Annotated in this window: 9 protein-coding genes; all 9 read right to left on the bottom strand. The window is 53.2% G+C overall.

Annotated elements, in window-relative coordinates:
- Positions 1 to 712 (bottom strand): 3'(2'),5'-bisphosphate nucleotidase CysQ (cysQ, locus tag BIS10_RS15655; protein WP_253506496.1); only part of this gene is annotated, 712 nt, incomplete at its 3' end.
- Positions 713 to 799: 87 nt separating this feature from the next.
- Positions 800 to 1654: a UTP--glucose-1-phosphate uridylyltransferase gene (locus BIS10_RS15660; RefSeq protein ID WP_253506498.1), complete on the bottom strand. Its 855-nt coding sequence runs from the start codon at positions 1652 to 1654 to the stop codon at positions 800 to 802.
- Positions 1655 to 1786: 132 nt separating this feature from the next.
- Complete coding sequence (gene pgm / locus BIS10_RS15665) at positions 1787 to 3394, bottom strand: phosphoglucomutase (alpha-D-glucose-1,6-bisphosphate-dependent) (protein WP_392567190.1); 1608 nt, start codon at positions 3392 to 3394, stop codon at positions 1787 to 1789.
- A gap of 178 nt (positions 3395 to 3572) precedes the next feature.
- Complete coding sequence (locus BIS10_RS15670; protein ID WP_253506503.1) at positions 3573 to 4643, bottom strand: porin; 1071 nt, start codon at positions 4641 to 4643, stop codon at positions 3573 to 3575.
- 264 nt (positions 4644 to 4907) lie between these two features.
- The gene (locus BIS10_RS15675; protein ID WP_253506506.1) at positions 4908 to 5654 is read right to left on the bottom strand and encodes a ProQ/FINO family protein; all 747 of its coding nucleotides are present in this window, start codon (positions 5652 to 5654) and stop codon (positions 4908 to 4910) included.
- Between the two features lie 22 nt (positions 5655 to 5676).
- Entirely contained in the window at positions 5677 to 6216 is a 540-nt protein-coding gene (locus BIS10_RS15680) for a dihydrofolate reductase (protein WP_253506508.1), read from the bottom strand.
- Complete coding sequence (locus BIS10_RS15685; RefSeq protein WP_392567189.1) at positions 6213 to 7058, bottom strand: thymidylate synthase; 846 nt, start codon at positions 7056 to 7058, stop codon at positions 6213 to 6215. The genes BIS10_RS15680 and BIS10_RS15685 overlap by 4 nt, the downstream gene beginning before the upstream one ends.
- 192 nt (positions 7059 to 7250) lie before the next feature.
- Positions 7251 to 8039 (bottom strand): prolipoprotein diacylglyceryl transferase, encoded by a 789-nt coding sequence (lgt, locus tag BIS10_RS15690; protein WP_062375809.1) that lies wholly within the window; start codon positions 8037 to 8039, stop codon positions 7251 to 7253.
- 50 nt (positions 8040 to 8089) lie between these two features.
- A partial coding sequence (locus tag BIS10_RS15695; RefSeq protein ID WP_253506511.1) for a TSUP family transporter occupies positions 8090 to 8300 on the bottom strand: 211 nt, incomplete at its 5' end.

The following is an 8300-nucleotide window of genomic DNA, read 5'->3' on the forward strand; positions in this document are numbered from 1 at the left end:
GCTCGCCACTCATGGCCTGAACGACGCCTCCCGCCTCTTCAATGATCACTTGAGCGGCGGCGGTATCCCACAGACACGTAGGCCCAAAGCGGGGATACACATCAGCCGCACCTTCTGCGATCAAACAAAATTTCAATGAACTGCCGACTGGATTAAGTTCATGGTCGCCCAGCTGTTTCAGCCAGCCGCATAATTCGGGACTTTTATGTGAGCGGCTACTTACCACTCGCCAAACTCCTGGCGGGTGAGGAGCATTAGCAACGTTTAATTGCTCACGATGCCCATGACGATCAATTTTGTAAGACCCTTTACCTTTGGCTGCTACATAAGCAATGCCCAAAGCAGGTGCCGTGACGACACCCAGTACGGGGGAATCATTCTCTATGAGTGCAATATTGACGGTGAACTCATTGTTTTTCTTAATAAATTCTTTTGTTCCATCTAAAGGGTCTACTAGCCAATACCGCTTATCATCCCCTGCCCCTGCAAAATGGCTAGTATCTTCCTCGGAAAGTACAGGCAACTTCTCTTTTAATGCTTGTAGCCCTGCAACAATAACATGATGTGCAGCCTTATCAGCTTCGGTGACTGGGCTATGATCTTCCTTGATTTCAACACTATATTCGTTGCCATAAATTGCCATGATGGCATCACCCGCATCATAAGCAATGGTTAACACCTGTTCCAATAACTGTTCCAATAACTCCCCCATGCAACCATCTCCAGAGCAAGCAATGAGGCCGCAAAAACGGCCAGCTAAATAGCCACTCTATGCAAAGTGGCCAGCATGATATAACGCTCAAACGTCGTAACCTGCTTCTCTAGCCAGCGTCGTATTGGCTTGCAACCAACCTTCAATATGCCCGCAGTCAAAGGTACGACCATGCATCCTAAATGCCTGGACGGTTTTACCCTCTTGCATAAGGCGGTCAATTGCATCCGTCAGTTGGATTTCATTACCCGCGCCGGGGGGTTGGTCACGCAACAGCTCCATAATGCGATACGGCAACACATAGCGCCCAATCACTGATAGGCGTGACGGGGCCTCTTCTGGCTTTGGCTTTTCGACCACACCACGCATATCGGCGCTTTCACCAGCAGCAGGTTCGTCACAATCCACAATACCGTAACGATATACATCCTCCTGGGGCACTGCTTCTACCATAATTTGCGCTGCTTCGGTCTTTTCCCAGCGCTCAACCATACTGCCTAAATCACACGCGCTGTTGCCTACTTGCGGCTTCACCAATACATCCGGCAAAATCACCGCAAACGGCTCCTCTTTATCGAGCAGATGCGAAGCACAGTAAATCGCATGCCCTAGGCCTTTCGCATTAGGCTGTCGGACGCTGGTGACTTTTAGCTTTTTAGGTGAAATAGCAGAAAGGGTTTCCAGCAGCGCATTTTTCCCCTTACTGGCTAGCGAGTGCTCTAACTCAAAATGTGCATCAAAGTGATCCTCAATAGCCGACTTCCCCGCTCGCGTGACCAAAATGATCTCATTGATACCTGCCGCCAGCGCTTCTTCCACGACATGCTGAATGAGGGGCCGGTCAACAACGGGCACCATCTCTTTCGGAATTGCTTTGCTAATCGGCAGTAGACGGGTGCCAAAACCAGCAACAGGGATAATTGCTTTGCGTACTTGGGTCATCGTTAACGTCCTTTTACTGAGCGTTGCGTTTCCAGAATAAGGAAAAATACAGGGCGTATTCACGCTAAGCTTTATGCAATTGCTATGCCGAACTGCAGGGCAGTAAGCCTTAACTTATAACAACTGTGTTTACTAATTTTTCAATATGCCTGAAAGCAACACTGTGGCACTTTCAATCAACTCATCTAAATGGTGCGAGCCTTTGAAGCTTTCTGCATACACTTTATAGAGCGACTCTGTCCCGCTAGGGCGAGCAGCAAACCAGCCGTTCTCGGTGGTTACTTTCAACCCACCAATCGCCGCATGATTACCCGGAGCCTTTACCAACACAGCAGAAATAGGGTCTCCAGCCAGAACTGTATCGGTCACGCTTTCAGCAGTGAGATTTTTAAACGCGGCTTTCTCTTCAGCCGTACAGGCAGTATCCACACGCTTGTAGAACGGTTTACCGAAGCGCTCGGTCAGGGTCTGATAATATTCACTGGGTGTTTTACCCGTAACAGCCGTGATTTCAGCTGCCAAAAGGCACAGCGCAATACCATCTTTATCAGTAGACCACGCCTTACCATCGCGGGTTAATAGACTAGCCCCAGCGCTCTCCTCGCCGCCAAAGGCCAGCCACCCCTCATGCAAGCCATCCACAAACCATTTAAAACCTACGGGCACCTCATACAGCTCACGCTTATGGGAAGCGACTACGCGATCAATCATCGACGAGGAGACCAACGTTTTACCGATTTTCAGCGAATCACGCCATTGGGGGCGATGGCTGATCAGGTAATCTACGCAGACCGCTAAAAAGTGGTTTGGGTTCATCAGCCCGTTGGCATCGACAATGCCGTGGCGGTCGGCGTCTGGGTCGTTGCCAAAGGCGATATCGAAGCGGTCTTTGATCTTCAGCAGATTCGCCATAGCATCCGTGCTGGAGCAGTCCATACGGATTTTGCCGTCGTGATCTAGTGGCATAAAGCTAAAGCTGTCATCTACGGTGGTATTCACTACTTCAAGATTCAAACCATAGTGCTCAGCCACCGCCTGCCACACCGGTAGCGCCGCCCCCCCCATAGAGTCGGCGCCGAGAGTTAAATTGGCGTTTTGGATGGCCACCATATCCACTACTTTGCCCAGCTGCGCTACATAGTGAGCAGTGAAGTCATACTCCTGAGCGTGGGCTAACGCCTCATCTAAAGGTACCAGCGAAACATCACTTAAATGGCGGAGTAAGTAAGCGTTTGCACGCAGCTCAATCCACTTGGTAACGTCAGTATCGGCTGGGCCGCCGTGATGGGGATTGTATTTAATACCGCCATCCTCCGGCGGGTTATGGGAGGGAGTAATAATCAAGCCATCAGCCTTGGTTGCCTGATGTTGCTGGGCATTATGCTGCAATATCGCGTGGCTCACCAAGGGAGTTGCCGTGTAGCCATGATCTTTCTCAACCAATACTGGTACTTTATTGGCTGCCAGCACTCGCAGCGCGCACTCCCAAGCAGGGCGTGAAAGCGCATGGGTATCCAACCCAAGAAACAATGGACCTTTATACCCCTCCTCATTGCGAAAATCCACGACCGCTTGGGTAATCGCGATGATGTGTGCGGCGTTAAACGTGCGCTCGGTAGCACGGCCACGGTGGCCAGAAGTACCAAAGGCGACTCGCTCTTTGGCAACATTAGCATCCGGTGTTTGTTCAAAAAAAGTATGAACAATGGCATCCATCCCAACTTCTCCTTCTAACTCGATTAGTTTGCTGCCCTGCCTGTTATTGGCAGTTTACTGACATAGGGATGCGAAATGCGAGCAGGAATAGCAGGAATCAGCAGTGAGCATTAGAAAGCATCACAAAAAAACCGGCCCCTAAAAGGGGCCGGTTCTATTCTGTCTACAGGGGTTACACCCGTAAGCGTGGTTTAAACCAAGCTTAGAAGTGGTAACGAGCGCCTGTCAGCCAGTACATGTCGTCGCCATCAGTATTGATTTCAGAGTCAGAGCCATCAAGAGTAACGTTGATGGACTGCTGATCCGGCTGCTGCAGCTCTACGAATACGTCGAAGTTGCTGGAAACTTTGTAGTAAGTACCCAGTGCCCAAGAAGTGCGGCTTTCTTCGCCATCCGGATCTACTTCGTAGATGTCAGCAGCAAATGCCCACGGGCCAGTGGTGTAAGTACCACCAAGGCCAACGGTGTCGAAGCCACCGCCCCGCACTTCGTTGTCATCACGGGTTTCGTAACCCAAACGCAGCGAGAACTGATCAGTTACATCGTACGAACCAATCAGGCCGTACAACATTTCATCGTTACCACCGCCATTGCCTGCGTTATTCTCATCAATGCGCGCTACGTCATCAACAAAACCAAGACCGATAGTAACTGGACCTTGTGCATAGCGAACACCACCTTGAGCTGCCACTTCAGAATCAGCAGAAGGATCAGCTGCACCACGTGCAGTATAATGCTTAGCCTGCAGGAAAGCGGTGAAGCCGCTCAAGTCGGGTGTATAGTAACCGATAGAGTCGCCGCGAGACTGCTTCGAATGACCAGCGAACTCTAGGTCACTATCAGCGAAGATGTAAACGTCGAACGGCTGAGATACGAACTGGCTGTAGAAGCTGTCAAAGTTACCAGCTTGGAAAGTACCGTACTGCTTGCTTTGCAGACCCAGGTAGCTCTGGCGAAGTTCGTTGAAACCACCATCGGTGGTGTTCTCATCACCATCAAAGCGCCATTCTAGACGACCGAAAGCCGTCAGGTCAGACGTCACTTCCTGGCTCATGCGCAGACCAAGACGAGAATAAACGTCTACAAACTCTGCACCGTTATCTTGGTAATTATCGTTGCTATCGTACTCGGGGCCGCCACCTTCGATACCCATGGCGATACGGCCGTATACGTCCAGACGAGTGCCGTCTTGGTCATATACAGTCGCTGCTTGAGCGGCAGCAGAGGCACCCAGGGCGCCAATGACAGCAGTCGCTAAAAGTGTCTTTTTCATGATATAGGTTCCTTTAACTAGCTTACTGTTTCGATCGTTATTACTGGCCTTCGTAGAAGCCAGCAAGTGGCTTGCGGGCCATGCTCTTTTTCTCATCCGCCGGTTTTTCCCGGTGGTATGCGACATGTCCTCAACAAAGCCTTGTTATAGTCCAATGCTCGCAGGTCAAACTCTATACCGGGATTCCAAGGAACGCAATAGAAAAAAACAGTGTTTTTTTATCATTTGCGCTTTTTTATGGAACCCCTCCCAAGGATTCAGGTCTCAGCGCCCTTCGAATTTTTGCTGCAGGCCTTTGAGCTTCTCTTCCATGGTAAGCGGTTTTTTCTGCTCACTTTTTTCTAGAACGGGCGTTCTCGAGGGGAGCTTCTCATCGTTTGGCGATGAGTTACTCGCGGCTGGCTGCGCTTTATTCGTGCGACTTTTCGCGGGGGGAGCCGGACGTTCCGCTCGGTTTTTCGTGGGCGCTTCTTGTCGCCGCTCACTGGCATGTTTCGCGGCTTCTTTGTCCACCTTGCCGGCAGGCTGGCCATCTAAATCGACACGCTCTGCTCCTTCACGCATGGATTTGATATAACGCGGCAAATTGACGTAGTTGGCTAGCGCCCGACGGATCAATTTACTCGGCCAAGGCTCGCGCTCGGCCAAATCCTGGTGAATCCCCACTTTCAAAGGTTTGGTGTGCCCTTTGAAGAAGGCATGTGGGTAACGCTGATACCACTGCTTCAATAACGCTTGCGGCGAGGGTTGCGTGACGGCTTCTGGCGTTACTGGCTCGCTGACCGCCGCTGGCACGTGCTCGGGTACTTCGTGCAGCACTTCTTCTGCCGCTGTGACATCGGACTCGTGTTCAGCGGGCGATGCCGTAGCCCCCCCTGGGGGGCGAGTCGATAGCGCAGCTAGCTGCTGTTTCAACTGCTGATTCTCTTCGCGCAGCGCAATGAGTTCGGCCTTGTTTTGTTCGAGCCGTGTTTCTAACGTTTCTAGTAGATGCAGTACGCTGGCGGCCATAACCCCCCTCCTTTGACCCAAATCAGTCGCTGACACGCTCGTACACGACGAAGTCATAATTTGGCTGCCCTTCTGCGGGCTGCCCGGCGACTCGCTGAACTTCTTGCCACTCCTCCGTCGAGAACCCGGGGAAGTGCGCATCGCCTTCCACTTCTATATCGACTTCCGTGATGTAGAGACGTTGGGCAAACGGTAAGGCTTGACGGTAAATCTCGCCGCCGCCCATGACCATGATTTCTTCTGCCGCTTCGATCGTCGCCTGCTGATCGGCAAGCGCTAACGCAGCCGGTAGCTCATGGCATACGCGCGTGCCTTCTGCACTAAACTGGGCATCCCGAGTCACGACGATATTGAGACGATTGGGCAGCGGCTTGCCAATGGAGGCGAAGGTTTTACGTCCCATGACCAGCGGCTTGGCCTGGGTCATACGCTTGAAGAATTTCAAATCTTCAGGCAAGTACCAGGGTAGCTTGCCATCGACGCCAATGACGCGATTCTTGGCCATGGCGACGATCATCGCAACGGGCACCAGCGGTTCATAGGCGGTGGCTTGCTGACTCATACGGCTACCTTTGCTTTGATATGCGGATGGGACGCGTAATCTTCGATCTGAATATCATCGAAGGTGAAGTCGAATAGGTTCGTGACCTCTGGATTGAGCACGAGCCTGGGCGGTGGCATGGGTGTGCGGGTTAGCTGCTCCTGCGCCTGCTCTAGATGGTTGCTATACAGGTGGGCATCTCCAAGCGTGTGAACGAATTCCCCCGGCTGTAAGCCCGTGACCTGGGCCACCATGCTGAGCAGTAGCGCATAGCTGGCGATATTGAACGGCACACCGAGAAAAATATCGGCACTGCGCTGGTACAGCTGGCAGGAAAGGCGACCGTTCGCCACGTAGAACTGGAACAGGCAGTGGCACGGCGGCAGCTTCATTTCATCCACCTGCCCCGGGTTCCAGGCCGAGACGATCAAACGGCGCGACTGCGGGTTATGGCGAATCTGCTCCAGCACATTGGCAATTTGATCCACGCTGCCGCCCTTGGGGTGCGGCCAGCTACGCCACTGGTAGCCATATACGGGGCCCAGGTTGCCCTCTTCATCAGCCCACTCGTCCCAGATACGCACGCCGTGCTCTTTCAGGTAACCGATGTTGGTATCGCCCTTCAGAAACCACAGCAGCTCGTGGATGATGGAGCGCAGGTGCAGCTTCTTGGTGGTCAGCAGCGGAAAGCCACGGGAAAGATCGAAGCGCATCTGGTGGCCAAACACCGAGCGCGTACCCGTACCGGTACGGTCACCGCGATCAACGCCCTGTTCGAGCACAGTGCGCATCAGGTCCAGGTAAGGCTGTTCAAGCGCAGGCAATTCGTTCGACGTGGTAAGCGAAGGCGTTGTAGCAGTCACAAGGTTTCCAGATTAACAGCGAGTATGAGGCTGTATTCTAGGCCCCCCTAAAGGCAACGTCTATGTTAAGGGTGGTGGAAGGGAGCTTTAGCTCGCGATGATGCAGGCACAAGTGCCTGCCCAAACAGTCGCCCAATAAAATTGGCCTCCCACAGACAGGTTTAGGTGGATACTCTGAGCGCCACATCCAGATCATACCTTGGCGTCGATGGGCTTGCCTTTTGACCAGAGCATCAGGAGGAGTCCGAGAATAATCATGGGTAGGGTGAGGAGCATGCCCATGGTGAACCAGCCAAAGGCGAGGTAGCCGATGTGGGCGTCGGGCATGCGGACGAATTCGACCATGAAGCGGAAGACGCCGTAGCCCAGCAAAAACAGGCCGGAGATGAACCCGCGCGCACGAGGTTTGGCCGAGACCCACCAGAGGATGACGAACAGCACGGCGCCTTCCAATACGGCTTCGTAGAGTGCCGAGGGGTGACGCGGCTCTGGACCCATGCCGGGAAAGGGCATGCCCCAGGGAAGCGAGGTCACGCGGCCGGGCAGCTCATGGTTGATGAAGTTGCCGATGCGCCCTGCCCCGAGGCCGATGGGCACGAGCGGGGCGATGAAGTCGGTGAGGGTGAAGAAAGCCAACTGCTTGCGGCGGGCAAATAGCCAGGCAGCCAGCAATACGCCCATCAAGCCACCATGGAAGCTCATGCCGCCATCCCACACGCGGAAGATCCAGAGCGGGTCGGCCATCCACTGTTCTAATCCGTAAAACAGCGCGTAGCCCAAGCGACCACCGGCGACCACGCCAATGGCACAGTAGAAAAGCAAATCGCCGATATCATCTTTAGTTAAGCCGATACGCGGTGCGCGCTTACAGCCCAGCCACCAGGCGGCGACAAAACCAACTACATACATTAGGCCATACCAATGTACTTGCAACGGGCCTAGGGAAATCGCGACAGGGTCTATCGTTGGGTAGTTGATCATTCACTTTCTCTAATCAAATAAAAGAAACGCTACAGTGTGCCAGAGCGCCATTACGCCAGTATGAAGCGCACTCCCACCACAGCGAGCAGAGCAGCAAAACAGAAACGCAGTACATGGGCAGGCAGCACATGGGCCAAACGCACGCCAATACGGGCAAACGGTACGCTGGTGGCTACGATACCGATAAATGCTGGCCACATAACAAATCCGGTTGCCCAATGCGGCAAGAGCGGGTTCCCCCACCCCACCACGATAAAGGTC

The organism is Halomonas sp. 707B3, from assembly GCF_024158645.1.
GTDB lineage: Bacteria > Pseudomonadota > Gammaproteobacteria > Pseudomonadales > Halomonadaceae > Vreelandella > Vreelandella lionensis.